We start from the raw sequence: 16,986 nt of genomic DNA, 5'->3' as shown, positions 1-16,986 counted from the left end.
AACATGTCACTCGGCGGTGAGCCGGCGGCGTTCGGCGGTGTCGTCCACCTGCCACAGCTCCTCGTCGAGGAACTGCACTGACGACACCTCCTCTTCTGAACGCGTGTTCCGGTTCACCCGAGGCGACGTGACGAACTGACCGTCCAGCTTGCCGGCCCGGCCACGCAACTTCGGCGGCACACCGGGCACGTTCTTGGCAGGCCGTGCTTTGCGCTTGTCCCGCGGGTGATCCGCCGTGCCGGGCTTCGGACCGCCACCACCCGATGAACCGGTCGTGGGCGGCGGCGTCATCGGTGGCGGCATGGAACTACCCGACGCGGTGGGCTTCGCGGCCGCCGGCGCACCGGAAACGGGCATCGTCGGCGCCGTGCCCGGTTGGGGTGCGGGCGCGGCGACACCGGGTGTGGCCGCCAGCGGCAGTGAGGCCATGCCGGGCACCTGCGAGATGCCTGGCACACCGGTTCGTGGCGTGATGCCGGGAATGCTCGGAGCCGATCCGCCGGGCAGACGTGGTGGCAGCGTCGGAATCCCGGTCACCGGCGGGATGAACGGCGGCATACCGGGCGGCATCGTCGGCAGCTGCGGGAAACCGGGCGGCAGCGGCACGCGGGGGACCGTCGCTCCGGGCGGCAACGAAGGGGGCGCCGCCGGACCACCGGACAGCGACGGGGCACCACCAGGCGGAGCACCGGCGGGATCGCCCGCGGGTGCTTCGGCGTTCTCCTGTGGCGCTTCAGCGGCAGGCGCTTCCGGCGCGGCCGCGGGACCACCCGGTGGTGCGGCGGGTCCGCCGGGCGCACGGCCAGGGCTGGCCGGTGATGCGGTGGGACCGCCCGACTGCGGGCCTTTCCACTTGACCTCGGCGGCCGCGGCCGCCACCAGCTCGTCGCTGGCGGTGATGTACGCGGTGTCGAGCGTCTCCAATGCCGCGATGATCGCCTTCTTCGCCGCCTCCTCGGCTGCCCAGTTGGTCAGCGACTGCTGCGTGGAGGTCGTCGCGGTCCCGTCCGACGACATGTCCGTGGGCGAGTTGTCGACGGGCTTGTAGGCGGCCATGTAAGCCTCATACGCGGCGTCGACCTCCTCCTTCATGGTGTCGATGGCCGTCGCCAGCGTGTCGAGCGCGGGTGGTGCGACCGCGGCGAAGAGGGACTTTTCGTAGATCGTCAGCGCGCTCTCGGTCACCCTCGCCTCGAATGTTCGACCCGCCTTGTCGAACCACCTCGCATAGAGATCGTTTTTCAGCGTCGTCATCCGCTCCTCGAGGTGGTCGAGCTCGGTCTTGTAGTCCGTCCACATCTGCTTGCACTGCGCCACCCGCTCTTTGTGCAGCACCTCGGTGTACGCGAGCGTGAACAGCTGCATCACGCCCATGCCCTTGAAGTCCACGTCTGCTCCCTAGTCGTCTTCGCGAGGTGCGGGTGGCACCCACGGTGCGGCCTCGTAGTCGTCGTCCATGTCGTCGAGCTTCGGGTCGGCTGCCAGGTTCACGCGCTCCGCGACACCCTCCGCGCTCTTCTGGTCGCCATCCAGGTAGTCGTCAATGCAGGCAAGTGCGATCTCCTTGTAGGCGAGCACTCCCTGTGCCACGTCGGTGAGGAACCTCGCCATCTCGTCGTACCCGGCCCGGTCCCGTTCCTGGAAGATCCGGCAGCCGCTCATCTGCCCCTGGCAGGCTGACGCCCCCGCGTTCGTGGTGATCTTGGCGGATGTCGGAGTGGGGAGCCAGGTTGCGAATGTCTTGATGTCCTCTGTTTCGACGCCTATGAAGCCCATTGATGCTCCTAATCGGATTCGGTGGAGGGCAGCAGCGCGAGCTGCACGAGCTGGGGCGTACCGCGTCGCCCGATCAACCGCCCCCGGCCGGGCGGCAGCGGCTCGGCCTTGAGGCCGCCGAGCAGCGGACCCTCGTCCTTGTTGCCGGACAACAGAAGCCCAGGCGAGCCGACGTCACGCAGCCGGGAGATGAACGGCTCGAACATCGCCCTGCCCGCGCCACCGGTGCGGCGGGCCAGCACGACGTGCAGGCCGATGTCGCGGCCCTGTGAAAGGTGTTCGAGCAGTGGCTGGAACGGGTTGTTCAACGGGTTGGCGACCATGTCGTAGTCGTCGACGAGCACGAACAACTCCGGTCCCTGCCACCAGTTCCGCTTGCGCAGCTGGTCGGCGGTCACGTCGGGACCGGGCAGCCGTGCGGTCATCTCGGTGGCCACGTCGGCTAGCAGCCTCTTCGTGGTCGCCGGGTCGGTGCCGTACCCGATGAGGTGCTCCGACGTGACGTCGCCGAGCAGGCCGCGCCGGTGGTCGACCAGGATGATCCGCGCCTCTCGCGGGGAACAACTGGACGTGATGCGTTTTGCCAGCACTCGCAGGAAGTTCGTCTTGCCGGACTCGGTGTCGCCGAGGAGCAGCAGGTGCGCGTCGGTGCCGAAGTCGAGCCGCACCGGCGCCAGGTCGTGTTCGGCGATGCCGACCGCGAGCCGGAAGCCGGGCTCGTCGCGGGCGGGCAGGTCTGTGTAGGGCAACGTCGGTGGCAGCAACCGCACGCCCGGCGCGTTGTCGCCTGGCCACCCCTGAGCCACCGCGGTCACCAGAGCGTGGCAGGCCTCGGTGAGGTCCACATCGGACTCAACACCGTCGATCCGAGGCACCGCGGCGAGCAGGTGGTGTTTGGTGGTGGTGATTCCACGGCCGGGGCTGTCGGGCACGGTCAGCGCGGTCATCCGGTCGACCGTGCTGTCCATCGGGTCGCCGAGCCGCAGTTCCAGCCTGCTGCCCAGCACGTCGCGCAACGCGGGGCGCAGGTCGAACCAGCGTCCGCCGGTGACGATCAGGTGCACGCCGTATGCGAGTCCCCGCACGGCGAGGTTGGTGACCGCGTCCTCGAGGTCCTCGAAGTCCTTGCGCAGCGTCTGCCAGCCGTCGATCACCAGGAACACGTCGCCGAACGGGTCGTCGGCGTACAGGCCGCGCGCTCGTGCTGTGCGGTAGGTGTCGATGCTGTCGATGTCGTGCTCGGCGAAACGTCGTTCCCGCGCGGTGAGCATTCCGGTGAGCTCCGCGAGCGTGCGGCGCACGGCACCGGTGTTCTGCCGCCCGGTCACGATGCCGACGTGCGGCAGGCCGCGCAGCGCGGACAGTGTGCCGCCGCCGAAGTCCAGGCAGTAGAACTGGACCTCGCGCGGGGTGTGGGTGAGCGCCAGGCTGGTGACCACCGTGCGCACCGCCGTGCTCTTGCCAGATCGTGGCGCGCCCATGATCGCGACGTGGCCACCGCCCGAGGACAGGTCGAACGTGAGCGGGTCGCGGCGTTGTTCGAGCGGGCGGTCGATGATGCCCGCCAGCGCGACCAACCGGCCGCGCAGGTGTTCCGCCGCCACCCCGAACCCGCGCGCCGGGTCGGTGGTGAGCGGCCCGAGCAGGCCGTCGAGGGTGGGCGGGGCGTCCAGCGGCGGCAACCACACCTGGTGCGCGGGCGTTCCCTTGCCCTCGAAGCGGTCGACCAGGATGTCCAGCAGGCTTTCCCCGACGGCCTCGTCCTCGTCCGGCAGCTTGATGGCGTCTGGATCGGCTGCGGCGAGAGGCAGGTAGGTCGTCGAGTACTCGGCCACGTCGGCAGCCTCGTCGCCGTCGACGCGCATCATCAGGTTGTCGGCCCGCCGATGCACGCCCGACACGTAGGCGGACCTGAAGCGCTGCAACGGTTCCGTGCCGAACTTGAGATAACCGTGTCCCGGCGCGCGCGGCAGTTCATAGGCGTCACCGACACCGAGCACCGTGCGGCTCTCCATCGCGGAGAACGTGCGCAGCCCGATCCGGTACGACAGCTGCGTGTCCAGTCCGCGCAGTCTGCCCTCCTCCAGCCGCTGGCTCGCCAGCAGCAGGTGCACCCCGATCGAACGGCCGATCCGTCCGATCTGGACGAAGATCTCGATGAACTCCGGCTTCGCCACCAGCAGCTGGCTGAACTCGTCGCAGATCACCAGCAGCGTCGGCACCTCGGGCAGCGGCGCGCCCGCGGCCCGTGCCTTCTCGTAGTCGCGCAACGAGGAGAAGTTGCCCGCCGCGCGGAGCAGTTCCTGCCGCCGGATCACCTCACCGTTGATCGCGTCGGTCATCCGGTCGACCAGCGGCAGCTCGTCCTCCAGGTTGGTGATCACCGCGCTGGTGTGCGGCAGCTTGTCCAGCCGGTTGAACGTCGCGCCGCCCTTGAAGTCGATCAGCGCGAAGTTGAGCGAGCTCGGCGGGTGCGTCACCGCCAGTGCCAGCACCAGCGTCCGCAGCAGCTCGCTCTTGCCGGAGCCGGTCGCGCCGATCAACAGGCCGTGCGGGCCCATGCCGTCCTGCGCGGACTCCTTGAGGTCGACCTCGATCGGGCTGCCGTCCGGCTGGATGCCGAACATGATCCGCAGCCGGTCCCGGTTCGGGCGCGCCACCCAGGTCTCGTCCGGGTCGAACGAGTACGGGTCGCCGAGGTCGAGCAGCTCGGCGAGGCCCAGCTCGGCGTTGAGCGGCTGCTCGCCCTGCGCGCCCCTGGTGAGCCGCAACGGTGCCAGCTGCCGGGCGAGCCCCTCGGCGACCGCGGGAGCGAGCGCGTCGGCCGTTCCCAGCTCGGCCTCACCGTCCGCGGTGGCCGCGTGCAGCGCGCCGTCGGGCCCGACGTCCAGCGCCAGCGTGGCGCGGTCGAGCACCCTCGGCGGGACCGTGGTGAGGTCGATGATCGTCACGCCCTCCACGCCACCACCGGTCATCAGGTGGTCGGACCCGGCGACCGTGCCGCCGTCGAGCACCACGACCAGATGCGTTGCGGCGCTTTCCGTCCCGTCCGGGTCGAAGCGCGCCCGCTGGGTGAGCAGGTCGTCCAGCATGGCCTCGATCGCGGTGACCGTCGGCGCGACCAGGCGCAGCGGGCCGAGCGCGTCGGTCTTGGTCGGGTGCAGCGCGTGCGGGAGCCACTTGACCCATTCCCACTCCGCCCGGCGGTCCGGTCCGGCGCACACGGCGACCAGCAGGTCGTCCGGGGCGTGCAGCGTCACCAGCTGTGCGAGCACGGAACGCACCAGCGCGGCGGACCGATCACGGTCGCCGCGCACGTGAATGCGGCTGAACCCGGTCACGGCGAGCGCGAGCGGCAGTCCGGGGATCGCGTTGTAGGTGCTGATGAACCGGCGCAAAGCCAGCGCGGACAACGGTTCCAGCTGCTCCAGCGGTTTCGTCTCCGGCGGGATGAGCGTGGTCGCCGGGCTCTGCGGGCCGAGGCCGACCCGTGCGACGCCGAAGTCCGGGTCCGCGCGCCTGCGTTCCCACAACCGGGAACCGGCGGCGACCGACCACAGCCGGTCGGGCTCGGGATGCAGGTAGCCGAGAGCTTCCCGTTGCCTGCCAACGGTGCGCACCAGCCGCAGCCGGTGCTGCGCCAGGCCGCGCAGGTACTGGCGGCGGGCCTGACCCATCTCGTGCTTGCCGCTGCCGCCACCGCGGAACATCGACGCCACGATCATGCCGAGCATCGCGACACCGAACAGCACCATCACGACCATGCGGAGAGCTCCGCCGACACTGCCGGAGAACATCACCATCATCGCGCCCATCATCGCGACCATCGGCAGCACCATCAGCATCTGCGCCCACTGCCTCGCCGGTGGCGGCGGGATCTCCGGCGGCGCCTCCAGCAGCACCTCACCCGCCGGCATCTCCGGCGCGGGCCTGCGGAGCGGTCGCTTCACCACCACGGTCGCCACGTTGGTGCTCCTCTCCTTGTGTGGCACCGATACTCGGGCTCGTTGCCGATCTCCGGTGGCAAGTGGCAGGAACGTGCCGAGCGGGAGACGGCACGTGATCGGGTGGCTAGCTTTCGTGTCGTGCTCGTCGTCCGGCGGGCAGTGCACAGTGGAGGAAAGGGGGAACCATGGCGATCACGGATCAGGTCTACGGCGTCACCGAAACCCTCGACCAGACCGCGGCCAAGGCGACCGACGTGGCCAGCACCTGTCTCTTATACACATAGATGTGTATAAGAGACAGGGCTCCGGCAGAGCCTGGCGCCGCTGATCGACGCGCTCACCGGTCAGTGGGAGGGCACGGCCCGGCCGGTCTTCCAGCAGGCGCACGCGGTCTGGAACGACGGCATGAGCAGGCTCTGCTTCGCGCTCGAGGACCTGAGCAACAACACCACCTTCGCGGCGGCGGAGTACGCCGCCGGTGACGAATGCGCGCGCACCGGCCTCAGCAGCGTGCTGCGCGACGCCTGACCGTTCCCGGAGAGGACTCACCAACGTGCTGATCAAGGCGAACTTCGGCGTGCTCGATGACACCGCACGCCAGATCATGAACACGCTCGAGCAGATCGGCGTGCAGATGGACCACTGGAAGTCCGCGGTGCTCGCGACCGAGGTGGACTGGCAGGACGGCGCGCACATGGCGTTCGGCGACTTCGACCAGCTGTTCACCCAGGTCTCCACCGCGCGCCAGACCATGCTCGACGCGCTGAGGGGTGGCATCGAGAACTCCAACCAGTGCATGCAGCAGGCGCTCTCGTCCGCGACCGCGCGCGTCAGCAACACGACCAGCCCGGCCTGACCCGGCACGGCGGATCCGAAGGGTGGTCCATTGTGGACGGCATGTCCCGTGAGCACGCTGCCTACGCCGAGCTGGCTGACGACATCCGGCGGATCCAGCGGGAGATGGCGGGGGTCGAGGCGACAGCGGAGTCCGACGACGGTCTCGTCAGCGTGACGGTCGGCCCGCGCGGCGAACTGGTCGCGGTCGAGCTCGATCCCCGCGTCTACCGCAACCCCGACGCGACCGGTCTCGCCGCCGAGATCGTTCGCGTCGCGGGCGAGGCAACCCGTGCGGCGCAACGAAAAACCGTTTCGCGGCTGGGCAGGCTCTTGCCCGCGGACGGCACCGACGTGGACTTCGACCCGGTGCTGCACCAGCTCGACCGGGTCGCCGATGGACAGGAGCCCGCATGGCCGAGGTGAACCTCGACGGCGGCGCCGTCGACATGTACACCGACCAGCTGGAAACGGCGGTCGCCAGCCTCTCGACCGCGGGCACGGCCGCCCAGCAGAAGTGGGAGGCCAGCCGGACGAAGATCTTCGACCTGGAGAAGCGCCTCGGCAAAGGCGAGATGGGCGCGTCGTTCATCGCCAAGTACAACGACAACGCCAACGCTCTCGTCGCGAGCCTCGACGGGCTCGGCGTCAACGTGGAGCAGTTCGTCACGGCAGGCCGCGACTCCATCGGCATCTACCTGGAAGCTGACCGCAAGGCCAAGGCCGGGATGCCGAAGGCCTGATCATGGCGATTCCCGAGCCGCAGGACGACATCTGGCAGATGGCCAAGGAGGAGGGGGCAGGCTGGCCACCCGACCTCGAGGACGACGCGTTCGCGCTGCGCGACGCCTGGGTCGCCGCCGCGAACGAGCTGGTGGCGTTCCGCAGCGAGATGAGCACCGGCGCGGCCGCCGCCTACACCGCCTGGCCGGACAACAACGGCTTCCGTTTCGAATCCGAGATCGGCATCTTCCTCGACGGTGGCAGCGGCACGGGCGGGAAGGGCGGCATCGTCGGGCTGGAAGAGGCGATGAAGCTGCTGGCCAAGGACGCAGGGGACTACGGCCAGCAGCTCGCCGACGCGAAGAACGCGATCATCATCGAGGTCGCGCTCAACGTGGCGCTGCTCGCGTTCTGGGCCGCCAACCCGTTTCTGGGCCTTGCCTTGCAGTTCTTCAAACGACAGCTCGCCAAGACACTGGCCCGCACGGTGATCAACATGATCTCCGGCCGTGCCGCCTCACTCGGCGCCTCCCTGGCCGCCCGCCCGCTGACCAAACTCGCCGTGAAGCTGGGCGCCGAGATGCTCACCGAGAGCATCGAGGAAGGCGGCATCTCGATCGGCGCCGACCTCCTCGGCACCCTCAGGGGCCAGCGTGATGGCGTCGACTTCGCCAAAGCGGGCAACGCCGCGCTGACCGGCGCCGTGGGCGGCGGGCTCTCCAAGGCCGTCACGCCGATCACCAAACACCTGAACAACAAGGCCGCCACCGCCTTCGTCACCAACGCGATCACCTCGCCGGCCGCGGGCCACATCGTGAACAGCGTGCAGCAGGGCGACTTCGCCGCACTGTTCAACCCCGGCGCCTACGTCGACGCCATCGCCGACCAGGGCCTCGCCGCGGGCACCATGGCCCTCTCCCGCGTCGGCGCGGTCGATGCCGGACAAGCCCTGGGCACCAAGCTGTTCAGCCCTGCCGGCTCCCCGGAGCTCACCTCGGTCGTCGCCGCCGCACCCGATGGCACCGGCCCGCCACCCGGCGACCCGGTGGCAGCCAAGCCTTCCGCCGACGCCACCGGATACTCCGGCAACGGAACGGCTTCCGGCAACGCCACTACCACCACGGCACCTCCGGCGGGCAGCTCGTCCGCCAACGTCGACGTCGGCACCACGGGCACGACATCGGATGGCGGAGGCACCGGCACGACCTCGGGTGGCGGGCCTGGTGGGACGACCTCAGGTGGCGGGCCGACCGGGACGACCTCGCACGGCGGTGGCACCGGCACAACACCGGACGGCGGGCAGCCGGGCAGAGCCGCGACCGGGCCCGCGCCGGACGGGCACAACCCCGCCCCCACCCGATCCGCTCCCTCACCCGCCGACGGTGCCCTGGACCCGGCAGCGCCGGACGCGTTCGATGACTCGGCACAGGCCGACGACGGGCAGGGCCAGACCGAGTCACGGCACGACGACGCTCGGCAGGGCGAGCCCGGGCAGAACGGAGCCGTTGCCCCACAACAGGAATCCGGCAACGTCACGACGGCGGAAAGCGGCACGACCGCTCACTCGGACACGTCCGCCGAAGCCGATTCCGATGTCCGGCAAGACGATGCCGCTGCCACGACCGTGGCTCCGGTCGTGCTCACCACCAGCACCACCGGTCCGGCCCCGGCGCACACGTCCGCGCCGTCGCGCAGGACGGCCGAGACCGAAGCACACGAGGACGCGACCAGCGAACCGGCCGTCGTCGAAGAGCAGGTCGCCGAGCCGGAGGCCACCGCCGAACCCACCGAACAGGCCGAGGCCGAGCAGGAGCAGTCCACTTCGGACACCGAGGCCGCGCCGCTGACCCCGATGAGCCAGGTGCTGCGGCACGGATCGGCCGCTGTCCAGGCCGGGAGCCAGGCACAGGCCGAACCCACGCCGCCCGCCACACCGGAGCAGGCACCCGCGCCCGTCCACACGAGCGACAACGGCCAGCACGCACAACCCGCCACCGACGTGACTGTCGACGCGAGCCGCGAGGACGCCGACTTCGAGCAGCGCGCTGAAGAGGCATTCGTCGAGGCGCTGAACAAGAAGACGCCGCAAGGCAGGAAGCTGTTCGACAAGTTCTACCGGTCGGACGCGCACCGCAGGCCCAAGGTGGGTCCGTACACGGTCACCGACAAGAACGGGCGGGTCGTCGATCTGCACCCACCGCTCCTGCACAAGAACGCGGACGGCACGCACTTCATCCCGAACAACACCGTGACACCCGGCAAACCCTCCAAGTGGTTCCACTTCAGCTGGACCGACCTCGGGTCGGCTGCGAGCGCGCCGGTCCACGTGTTGAACCGCTGGCTCGCTGACAAACAGGCCGGCTGGGGCGAGCGGATGGGCGACGAGTTCGCGGACGAGTTCAGGCACTGGCTGGAGCAGAAACATCCGGGTGAGGAGATCTGGCGCACCTACGACGTCAACGGTGCCTCTCGCAAGTTCGACGCGATGTACGCGCGGATCAAGGACGGCGAGATCGTCGGCTGGGTGATCATCGAGGCGAAGAGTGTGTACGGGGAGATGATCCCCAGGCGCGGCAGGGACGGGAAGCGTTACAAGCAGGGACACCCGGAGAACATCCGCACCGTGCTGCGGGACCTGAAGATCGACAACCGGCAGGGTGAGATCTTCATGACCAAGACCGCGGAGGACGGCACGCTCTTCCGGCCGCGGTTGCGGCGTCCGCTCGCCGACTTCCGCGCTGTGGCCGAGAGCATCGAGGCGCATCTCGACGCCACCGAGAACGGTGAGGCGGAGACACTGGAGTTCTACGAGGTGAAGCCGGGACTCGACGCCGCCGACACCCCGGTCGGGCTGAATGTCCGCCAGTACGACCTCACCATCGACAGGGGGATCGACAGGGGGATCGACCGGGACGGCGCGGCTGCCGTCGTGCCCGGCAGCGAGTTCCACGGCCAGGGCCGCGCCACCGCCGACCCGGACGCCGTCCTCGCCAAGGCCCGCGAACAGATCCTGAAGATCGCCGCCGACGCCGACGTGCGCGCCATCCGCCCGTTGGGCAACGACCGGTTCGAGGTGACCCGCCACGACGGCACCACCTTCGAGGTGACCCTGAAGGCCGGCGAGGTGCACGGCCAGGACGTGGCCCAGTTCAAGGACAGCGAGATCACCCTGTCCGCGCGCGCCGCCGACAACGTCATCGGCCGCGGACTGGCACACGAGATCGCCGAACTGGCCAGCGTGTCGCCACGTACCGAAGACCACCTGACGCCGACATCTCAGGACACCGACACGACGTTGTCGCCGCACGACAGCGGCCGAGTGGCCGAGCTGAGGAATCTGGACCGGACCCACGACGAGACCTCCCGGCTGCGGATCAGGCGCAGAGCGTTGCTGCGTCAGGAGATGCGGACCCTGATCGAGCACCTCGGCCTCGCCGCCGAGCAGACCGGCGTGGAACACCGGCGGGCCGCGTTGCCCGAAGACGCGCGCGCGATCGTCGAACGCCGCACCAACACCGGTCCGGCGTGGCGCGCGGCGGCGGTGAACATCAGCCTCGTCGCGATGACGGCCCTGGGCATGCTCGACGTGACGGCCGCCGCCACCCCAGGGCTGCTGAACTTCCCGCCGGGCAACGCCGGACGCGAGCCGTGGCCGATCGATCCGGACTCACCGGTGCTCAACGAGGCGCCGGAGAGCCCGCCGCGGCCACCGGAGGAACAGGTCGCCGACGCGGTGGTCGAGGACGGCGTGTGGACGTGGAAGAACCTGACACTGTCAAAGCAGTTCAACGACCTCGTCGACGTGTACGTGACGAAGTTCCGCGTCGCCGCCCATCGTGAGGGCGGCATCCGGCAACACCTGGAGGCGCTGGAGCAACGGGTGCCCGGCGCCCGGCTCCTCGGGCTGCGCCACGAGTTCAAGGGACCCGACCGGTTGAAGGAGAAGGTCGCCGAGAAGATCGAGTACGACAACCTGGAACACGCCGAAGCGGTCATCCGCGAGGTTCCCGACGCGATCAGGTACACGTTCTGCCTGCGCAACAACGACTACACCGCCGGCGTGCGCGCGATGATGGACGATCTGGTGAGCGCCGGGTTCACGCCGGTGAAGATCCTGAACTTCTGGGACAAGGACCAGCGGGCCTACCTCGGGGTCAACACCCGGTGGCGCGACCCGCACTCCGGCCTGGTGTTCGAGGTCCAGTTCCACACGCCGGAGACCTGGCTCGTCAAGAATGTCACGCACGACGCCTACGAGAACCGCCAGGACCCGCGCCTCACACCGCAGCAGCGGCAGGCGTGGGATGACTACGAGTGGCGTTACTTCGGGCTGGCCCACATACCGGACGACGTCAGGGAGATCGGCAATGACTGAGTACTACGCGATCGTCGCGGACAACGTGCCCGTCGCACCGATCGGCCTCGCGCGCCGCACCGAGGCGGGCGACGAGGCCTACCACCGCGACCACGGCTGGCGCCCGACCAAGGTGATCACCCGGTACTTCGAGGCCGACGCCGACGACGCCCTGGTCCCCATCACCGAACAGGAGGCGGACGAGCTCCGGACCTGGTTCCACCACCGCCAGGGCGATCCGCCCCTGATCGGCGGACCGCTGCGGGTGGCGTGGTCGGCCACCTTCACCGGCACCAGTGCACCCGGCGAGGCACTCGGAATCGACCACGGCGTCGCGCGCCACAACGACAACAGCAGCCGGGTGGCGCTCGTGCTGTTCCACCCGCGACCGGACAGGTGGGTCGTCGAACTGCAGTACCTGGGGCAACCGCCTACCGACACCGCGCAGGTGCGGGCCGAGGTGGTGTCCGCGAACCTCGGCCTGCACCTGGAACGTGAGCGTTGACACTCACCCGATCGCCGCCGCCACGTCCGGCACCAGCAACGCGCACAGCTCCTCGGTGTCCGGCATCCTGCCCAGCCCGCGCAGCCGCTGCGACTGGGCTTTCCTGATCCCCTCGAACAACCGCCGCGCCTCGCGGGCGTTGCCGAACCCCGGCGCGGACCGGGCCAGCGTGAAGTGGTCGCGCAGCAGGGGAGCAGCGTCCGGGGTGAGCTGGTAGTCGCCGTCGGCCGCCATCGCGTCGATGATCTGCAACAGGTCGTCGGCGTCGTAGTCCTCGAACTCGATCGTCTTGGCGAACCTCGACGCCAGACCGGGGTTGGCGGCCAGGAAGTCGGTCATCTCACCGGTGTACCCGGCGACGATCACCGCCACCGAGTCGCGGTGGTCCTCCATCAGCTTCACCAGCGTGTCGATGGCCTCCTGGCCGAAGTCCCCGCCGGCACCGGCCAGCCGAGACAACGTGTAGGCCTCGTCGATGAACAGCACCCCGCCGAGGCACTCCTCGAACACCACGGTCGTCTTCTCGGCGGTGTGCCCGATGTACTGCCCGACCAGGTCACGCCGCGACACCTCGCGGAACTGCCCCTTCGGCAGCACTCCCAACGCCTTCAACAGCTTGCCGTAGGTCCGTGCGACGGTGGTCTTGCCGGTGCCGGGGGCGCCCGCGAAGATCAGGTGGTGGCTGACCGCGCCGACGGACAGCCCGGCACCGCGGCGCCACTCGTGGACCTGGATCTCGTCCACCACCGCGCGGACCTCGGCCTTGACCGCGGCCAGACCCACCATGCCGTCGAGGTTCGCCAGCAGGTCGTCCACGCCGTCACCGCCGCCACGACGGCGCTCCACCGGGGCGGAGATGGTCGGGCTGGCGCCCTCGGCGACCCGGATACCGGGCGGCGCGGTGTTCTCGATCCGGCACTCCACCACCGCGCCCGCGCAGCCGGGGCCGAACGCGATGCCCACGCCCTGCACGTCGTGCACCGCGGTGCGGCGGATCGACGGCTGACTGTGGTGTGCCACCGCGATGCCGTCGCCACCGGTCTGCGAGACGTCGCAGCCGTCGATGACCGGGCGGGCGTGCTGGTAGGTGTAGATGCCGCGGCTGCCGCAGCCGGAGATGGTGCAACTGGTGATCTCCGGGTCGCCGAGGCCGACGACGATGCCGTCGCCCGCCACGTTCTCGATCTTCGTGTGCTCGATGCGGCCGGACGAGCGCTCCACCGCGATTCCTTGTTCCGACTGGGAAACCGTGCTCCGGCTGACGAGGAACGAGGTGCAGTCGCGCACGCTGACACCGGGGCCGAGACGGGCGCTGATCGTGCACCCGCGCACGGTCAGCTCGGTGTGATCGGCGACGACGGCGGCAGCCGTGGAGGTGACCGAAAGTCCTTGCAGCGTCAGGGAACCGCCCCTGACGCTGAACACCGGCCAGTCGGCGCCGGTGCCGTCGAACTTCACCGTCGCGCCGTCGTCGGCCTTGATCGTGAGTCGGCGGTCGACCAACGAGAACGTCTCCGCGTACGTGCCGTCGGCGACGGAGATCACCCCGTCGTCGGGAGCGTCGCGCACCGCGTCGCCGACGGTCTGGTACGCGCCCGGCCGGTCCGGGGCCACCTGCAACGTCCTCATCAGCTCGCCTCTTCCAGCAGCCAGCCGCGGTCGGCGGCCTTCGCTCCCGCCTGGAACCGGCTGCGCGCGCCCAGCCGGTTCATCAGGTCGGCCACCATCCGCCGCACGGTGCGGACCGACACGTCGAGCCGGGCAGCCGCCGACTCGTCGGTGCAGCCGATGTTGAGCAGCACGAGCAGGTCCCGTTCCCGTGCGGTGAGTCCGGTCGCGTGTGGACGGTCGGTGAACGGCGTCGCGGTGCGCCACAGACGTTCGAACAGTTCCGCGGTTGTCGTCACGACACTTGTCAGCGCGAACACCGCGACCGTCTGGTCGGAGGCCAGCACGGCGTGCGCGCCGTCGACCACGACCGCGTTCGCCGGCACCTGGGGCAGCGTGCGGACGTCGCCACCGGCCAGCACGAACGCGCCCAGCTGCGGCAGAAGACGGTCGGCGTCGGGCACGAGCACCCGGTAGCGCACCCCGCGGCGCAGGTTCTCGTGGTCGACCCGGCGGATGTTGTTCAGCGCGCCGCCCATGACGAGCACCTCGTGCGAGGCGGACGCGAGCAGCCGCTGGACACCGGCGTTGATGACGTTCATCGGCTGGTTCCTCCGATCGGAAGTGACGCGGCGACGCCGGAGACGTGCGTGCCGTCGAGACGGACGAGCCGCGTGCCGCAGCGCGCGGCGAACTCGGTGAGACCGGGCAGGACCGCGGTGATCGCGGACTCGGTGGACGCCGCGAGGCGCAGCACCGCCTCGGTGGAATCGTTGGTGCTGACGGTGACCGTCACCGTGACGGCGACTCCGGCGGCCCTGGTCAGCAGGCCCACCAGCAACCGGTTGTCCCAGTCCCGCAACCGGAAGCAGGCCTGCGACACCACCCCGGTTCGCCAGAAACCCCAGTCCTCGCGGATCTCGGTGCGGCCGCTGGTGACGTGCGCCAGCGCGGTGAACATGCGCAGCGCCTGGTCGACGGGCAGCGGCTCGGCGGGCACGGCAGCGCGTTTGAGCAACCGCAGCACCCGGCGCACCGCGTTGCGCAGCTCGATGGTCAGCTCCTCGTCGCCGGGCATGTCGGCGCTGCGCAGTGCCTGCACGGCGAGCCAGCCGCGTGGTGGTGGCGCGGCCCGGACGCCGGTGTGCAGCACCGCCTGCACGCTGAAAAGTCCGTCCGGGGGCAGGAAGTCGGCGGGGTTCACCGGTCCGCGGTCCAGCTCCACCCGCACCACGGCCGTCATCCCGTGCGGATGGCTGATCGCCATCACCGGTCCCTGCGCGGTCGGCACGCTCACCACCGACGAACCCGGCAGCAGCAGCTCCAGCAACGCCTGTGACGTGCCGTGCTGGGGCAGGTCGTGCCTGCGCGGCCGGCCCAGATAGGTCGCCCAGCACACCACGATCTCCGCGGGCCACCGGCCGCGGACCCGCACCGTCGACGCGGCCAGCACCACCGCGACCACTGCTGCCGTGACGAGGATCGGCCACGGCTGGCGCACCGACGCGAGCACCAGCGCCACGGCCACCTGCCAGCAGATCACCTGCGTCAGGTTGATCCGCTTGTTCGGCTTCTCAGGTGCGGCATCGGGCTTTCCGGGATCGATCGGCTGGTTGGCAGGTGGCGGTGCGGCGAACGACATGGGTGCCGGACGCGGCGAGGCCTGCGCTTTCGGCTTTGCCGTGCTCGCCGGCGCGGGGGAGGAGACCACCAGAACCGGCGTCGCGGCGGCGTTCGCCGCGCTTTCCTGTTCCGGCCACGCGGCTTCGCTCGGCTTGCCGGTGCTGGTAGACCAGTTGGCGTGTGCTGGCATGGGCCCACCATCGCGCGACGCGGATGAGGATTTGATGACACGGCTGGCAGCTACCGGCCGACCGAGGCCTTTTGCGTGTATCCGGCGACCATCGTGGCGGTATGAAACGACTTGCCGCACTGTGCGTCGCCATGAACTTCGTCGCGTGGCCGGCACACGCCGCACCGCCGTCCGGCGCCTGCCGCAACCCCGAGCCCGCACACCCGGTGGTGAACGAGCTGCCGTGGGCCCAGAAGTCGCTCGACCAGCGCCGGGCGTGGCCGCACAGCACCGGCGCGGACGTGCTGGTCGCGGTGATCGACTCCGGGGTCGACGCCGACCACCCGCAGCTGCGCGCGGCCGGGAAGGTGTTGCGCGGCGAGGACTTCCACCTGCTCGGCGACTACCCAGGAAGTTTTGACTGCGTCTCACACGGCACGGCTGCCGCGGCGATCATCGCGGCGACACCGTTGCCGGGCATCGGTTTTCACGGTGTCGCCCCGGACGCGCGCATCCTGCCGGTCCGCGTCACCGACCGCGAGGTCAACGACAGCGGATCGCCGACCCCGATCGACCCGGTCGTGCTCGCCAGGGGCATCTGGTACGCCGCCGACGCGGGCGCCAAGGTGATCAACCTGTCGCTGTCCGGCTACGGCGACCACCAGGTGGTGCACGACGCGATCCGGCACGCTCAGGACAAGGACGCGCTTGTCGTCGCGGCAGTGGGCAACCGCCAGCAGCAGGGCGCGGCCGCGTCGTACCCGGCCATGTACGACGGCGTGCTGGGCGTCGGTGCCGTCGAGATCACCGGAACCAGGACCGCCGACTCCCAGATCGGCCCGTACGTCGACCTGATGGCACCCGGCAAGGGCGTGCTCGCCGCCACGCGCGTCGACGGCCACGCTTACTTCGACGGCACCAGCTTCGCCGCCCCGTACGTGGCCGGCACGGCGGCACTCGTGCGCGCGGCCTGGCCGGACCTCAAGGCACCCGACGTCGCCCGCCGCCTGATGGCCACCGCCACCCCCGGCCCCGGCAACGCCCACGAGTACGGCGCGGGCATCGTCGACCCCTACCGCGCCGTGACCGATGGCCTGACCACCCGCTCCCCGGCCGCGATGGCGCCGGTCGTCACCCCGGCCCCGGACGCCGAGGCCTTGCGCGCAGCGGCCCGCTCCGAACTGCTCCGCACGCGCGCCCAGTGGCTTGCCGCTCTCGTGGGCGCCGCGATCCTGCTGGTCGTCTTGATCGCCCGCGTGCTCGGCAACGGACGCAGGCGGCGCTGGTTGCCGGGCCGCGCCGCGCCGCTGCCCGCGGCGGCGCGCCGCGACGAACCGGCCGAGGAGATCTTCCTGTTCCCGCCGCCCGCGTCCGAACGCTGAGACGTCAGCCGCCTCGGCCGCGTACTACCGCGTAGAGGTTCTGCAGCCGGCATGGCGGCGGCACC

13 protein-coding genes are annotated in these 16,986 nt (G+C 70.2%); 7 read left to right on the top strand and 6 right to left on the bottom strand.

Going from position 1 to position 16,986, the window contains the following annotated elements; translation table 11 throughout:
• Positions 1–6 precede the first annotated feature (6 nt).
• Genes UK23_RS33275 through UK23_RS33265 form a run of 3 tightly spaced genes read right to left on the bottom strand, consistent with a single transcriptional unit; the run spans position 7 to position 5,741 of the window.
• Positions 7–1,389: a hypothetical protein gene (locus UK23_RS33275; protein WP_045315683.1), complete on the bottom strand. Its 1,383-nt coding sequence runs from the start codon at positions 1,387–1,389 to the stop codon at positions 7–9.
• Between the two features lie 9 nt (positions 1,390–1,398).
• On the bottom strand, positions 1,399–1,776 hold the full coding sequence (locus UK23_RS33270; RefSeq protein ID WP_156213561.1) for a hypothetical protein: 378 nt from the start codon (positions 1,774–1,776) through the stop codon (positions 1,399–1,401).
• Positions 1,777–1,784: 8 nt separating this feature from the next.
• Positions 1,785–5,741, bottom strand: coding sequence for a type VII secretion protein EccC (locus UK23_RS33265; protein ID WP_045315694.1), 3,957 nt, complete (start codon positions 5,739–5,741; stop codon positions 1,785–1,787).
• A gap of 297 nt (positions 5,742–6,038) precedes the next feature.
• Between UK23_RS33265 and UK23_RS50725 the strand changes: the two genes are divergently transcribed.
• From UK23_RS50725 to UK23_RS33240, 6 genes are read left to right on the top strand one after another with little or no spacing between them, the layout of a single operon-like run.
• Complete coding sequence (locus UK23_RS50725) at positions 6,039–6,251, top strand: WXG100 family type VII secretion target (RefSeq protein ID WP_082115168.1); 213 nt, start codon at positions 6,039–6,041, stop codon at positions 6,249–6,251.
• A 25-nt stretch (positions 6,252–6,276) separates the two neighbouring features.
• Entirely contained in the window at positions 6,277–6,579 is a 303-nt protein-coding gene (locus tag UK23_RS33260; protein ID WP_045315681.1) for a hypothetical protein, read from the top strand.
• Between the two features lie 41 nt (positions 6,580–6,620).
• The gene (locus UK23_RS33255) at positions 6,621–6,983 is read left to right on the top strand and encodes a YbaB/EbfC family nucleoid-associated protein (RefSeq protein WP_045315693.1); all 363 of its coding nucleotides are present in this window, start codon (positions 6,621–6,623) and stop codon (positions 6,981–6,983) included.
• Positions 6,971–7,300: a hypothetical protein gene (locus UK23_RS33250; RefSeq protein WP_045315680.1), complete on the top strand. Its 330-nt coding sequence runs from the start codon at positions 6,971–6,973 to the stop codon at positions 7,298–7,300. Before UK23_RS33255 ends, UK23_RS33250 begins: the two co-directional genes overlap by 13 nt.
• A 2-nt stretch (positions 7,301–7,302) precedes the next feature.
• Positions 7,303–11,655, top strand: coding sequence for a hypothetical protein (locus UK23_RS33245; RefSeq protein WP_045315679.1), 4,353 nt, complete (start codon positions 7,303–7,305; stop codon positions 11,653–11,655).
• A complete protein-coding gene (locus UK23_RS33240; RefSeq protein ID WP_045315678.1) occupies positions 11,648–12,139 on the top strand; it encodes a hypothetical protein in 492 nt (163 codons plus the stop codon). Before UK23_RS33245 ends, UK23_RS33240 begins: the two co-directional genes overlap by 8 nt.
• Positions 12,140–12,142: 3 nt before the next feature.
• Here the strand turns inward: UK23_RS33240 and UK23_RS33235 are convergent, their stop codons facing one another.
• From UK23_RS33235 to UK23_RS33225, 3 genes are read right to left on the bottom strand one after another with little or no spacing between them, the layout of a single operon-like run.
• Positions 12,143–13,768: a right-handed parallel beta-helix repeat-containing protein gene (locus tag UK23_RS33235; protein WP_045315677.1), complete on the bottom strand. Its 1,626-nt coding sequence runs from the start codon at positions 13,766–13,768 to the stop codon at positions 12,143–12,145.
• Complete coding sequence (locus tag UK23_RS33230) at positions 13,768–14,349, bottom strand: helix-turn-helix transcriptional regulator (RefSeq protein WP_045315676.1); 582 nt, start codon at positions 14,347–14,349, stop codon at positions 13,768–13,770. The genes UK23_RS33235 and UK23_RS33230 overlap by 1 nt, the downstream gene beginning before the upstream one ends.
• Complete coding sequence (locus tag UK23_RS33225; protein ID WP_045315675.1) at positions 14,346–15,560, bottom strand: hypothetical protein; 1,215 nt, start codon at positions 15,558–15,560, stop codon at positions 14,346–14,348. Before UK23_RS33225 ends, UK23_RS33230 begins: the two co-directional genes overlap by 4 nt.
• A 101-nt stretch (positions 15,561–15,661) precedes the next feature.
• On the opposite strand from UK23_RS33225, the gene mycP reads away from it, so the two are divergent.
• Positions 15,662–16,921 carry a type VII secretion-associated serine protease mycosin gene (gene mycP / locus UK23_RS33220; protein WP_045315674.1) on the top strand — a complete coding sequence of 420 codons (1,260 nt, stop codon included), beginning with the start codon at positions 15,662–15,664 and terminating at the stop codon, positions 16,919–16,921.
• Positions 16,922–16,986: the final 65 nt, after the last annotated feature.

Source organism: Lentzea aerocolonigenes, from assembly GCF_000955955.1.
GTDB lineage: Bacteria > Actinomycetota > Actinomycetes > Mycobacteriales > Pseudonocardiaceae > Lentzea > Lentzea aerocolonigenes_A.
This window is presented reverse-complemented; position numbering and strand designations above follow the sequence as displayed.